Origin of the sequence: Actinomadura fibrosa, from assembly GCF_900659615.1 — a bacterium.
In the GTDB taxonomy this organism is placed as follows: Bacteria; Actinomycetota; Actinomycetes; order Streptosporangiales; family Streptosporangiaceae; genus Spirillospora; species Spirillospora fibrosa.
Window position 1 is genome coordinate 1 of record NZ_CAACUY010000527.1, and the last position, 1820, is coordinate 1820.

Annotated in this window: 2 protein-coding genes and 1 pseudogene; 1 reads left to right on the forward strand and 2 read right to left on the reverse strand. The window is 77.4% G+C overall.

The window, feature by feature from the left end; genetic code table 11:
- A partial coding sequence (locus E1300_RS49390; RefSeq protein WP_131764137.1) for an acyl-CoA dehydrogenase family protein occupies window positions 1-870 on the forward strand: 870 nt, incomplete at its 5' end.
- Window positions 871-879: 9 nt separating this feature from the next.
- Here the strand turns inward: E1300_RS49390 and E1300_RS49395 are convergent.
- Window positions 880-1317 (reverse strand): STAS domain-containing protein, encoded by a 438-nt coding sequence (locus E1300_RS49395; RefSeq protein WP_131764138.1) that lies wholly within the window; start codon window positions 1315-1317, stop codon window positions 880-882.
- Window positions 1314-1820: pseudogene (locus tag E1300_RS49400) on the reverse strand (cobalamin-binding protein); the annotation flags it as partial. The pseudogene E1300_RS49400 and the gene E1300_RS49395, both read right to left, overlap by 4 nt.

Genomic DNA, 1820 nt, shown 5'->3' on the forward strand with positions numbered 1-1820 from the left:
CCGGGTCACGTGGACCCGCCGGAACGAGAGGGCGGCGCCGAAGCAGGCGCCCTGCATGGCCGCGCCCTGTGGTCGGCGGTCGCCGGGACCGGCGTGTTCGCGCTCGCCGTCCCCGAGGAGCACGGCGGCGCCGGGCCGCTGCCCGTCGAGCTGGTCGTCGCGATGGAGGAGCTCGGGCGCGCCGCGGCGCCGGGCCCCTACGTCGAGACGCTCGCCGCCGCCGAACTGCTCGTCCGGCTGCACCCGGACGCGCTGGGCGAGCCCGCGCTGCCGGAGCGGATCGCGGAGGGCGCGGCGCTCGTGTCGCTGGCCGTCCCGCACGCGCTGGACGCCGACGTCGCCGACGCGGTCCTCGCGCTCGACGGCACCCCGCGCGAGCCGGCCGGGCGGGCGCTGCCGTCCCTGGACCCCGCCCGCCGGCTGTTCCCCGTCGGCTCGCCCGTGCCCGGCATCTCCGACCTCGGGACGCTGCTGTGCGCGGCGCAGCAGCTCGGGGTCGGCCGGGCGCTGCTGGACGTGTCGGTCGAGTACGCGAAGACGCGGCGCCAGTTCGGCCGTCCGATCGGCGAGTACCAGGCGATCGCGCACCACCTCGCGGGCGCCCTGGTCGAGCTGGAGTTCGCCCGGCCCCTCCTCTACGGCGCCGCGCTGGCGTACGGGACCCCGGACTTCGCGCGGGACGTGTCCGCCGCCAAGGTCGCCGCGTCCGAGGCGTCCTACGCCACGGCGAGGACCGCCCTCCAGGTGCACGGCGCCATCGGCTACACCGACGAGTACGACCCGTCCCTGTGGATCCGCAAGGCGCGGGCCCTGTACACGGCGTGGGGCACGCCCGCCGAGCACCGGGCCCGCGTCATGGCGTCGCTGTGACCGGGTCCTTCACGACCCGCCCGGGGTCTCTCCGTCGTGCCGCTCCCCGGCGGACGGCACGGCGGACCCCAGGGCGGAGCCCACGGCGGCGGGCTCCTCGCCGGTGAGGTACTCCATCGTCCCGGTGATGTCGAGCAGCCGGTTCAGCTGGGGGCCGCGTCCGGTGATCCGGAGCCGGATGTCCGCGGCGGCCGTCCGGCGGCGGACAAGCAGCAGCGCGCCCAGCCCGGAGGAGTCGCAGAAGCCGAGCCCGGCGCAGTCGAGGCAGAGGTCGCGCAGGTCCGGTGAGCCGTCCAGCGCCGAGCCGACCGCGTCGTGCAGCAGGGCGGTGGTGGCGTAGTCGAGGTCGCCGTGCAGCGCGATCCGGACGGAGTGCGCGTCCGGGGCGGTGGCGACCAGGCGCAGCGGGGCGTCGGGGGCGGAGGTGTCGGGGGCGGAGGCGGTCATGCAGTCCTTCCTTGGCCGGGGGCGGGGTCGGGGCCTCCCGCGGCGGTGCCGGACGGCCGGCCGCCGGAGTCCGAGGGGGGTTCTTCGAGCGCCTTGCCGGCGCGGGCGAGCAGGTCCGCGGCGCGGGGGTAGTCGGCGAGCCGCCCCGCGAGCAGGTCCAGGGCCGGCGGCAGGCTGCGCGCGGGGACGCCGCGGGCGGTGAGGATCCCGGCCGTCCAGGTGAGGAAGCCGGTGAACAGCTCGGCGTCGTCCAGGTACAGGGCCGTGCCGAGGAACTCGACGATGTGGGCGATGTCCTCCGCGGTGTGGCGGAGCTGCTGCTCGCCGTACCCGGCCATCGCGGGGAACCGCTCCGCCAGGCCGCCCATGACGTGCCGCACCAGCATCGGCGCGGACCGCGTCACGTGCGTGTACTCCTGGTCGGACAGGTGCGGCAGGTCGTCGGCCGGCCGGTGGACGGGCGCGGGCTTCGGCGGCGGCCCGGCCTCCAGCCGGTCGGCGGC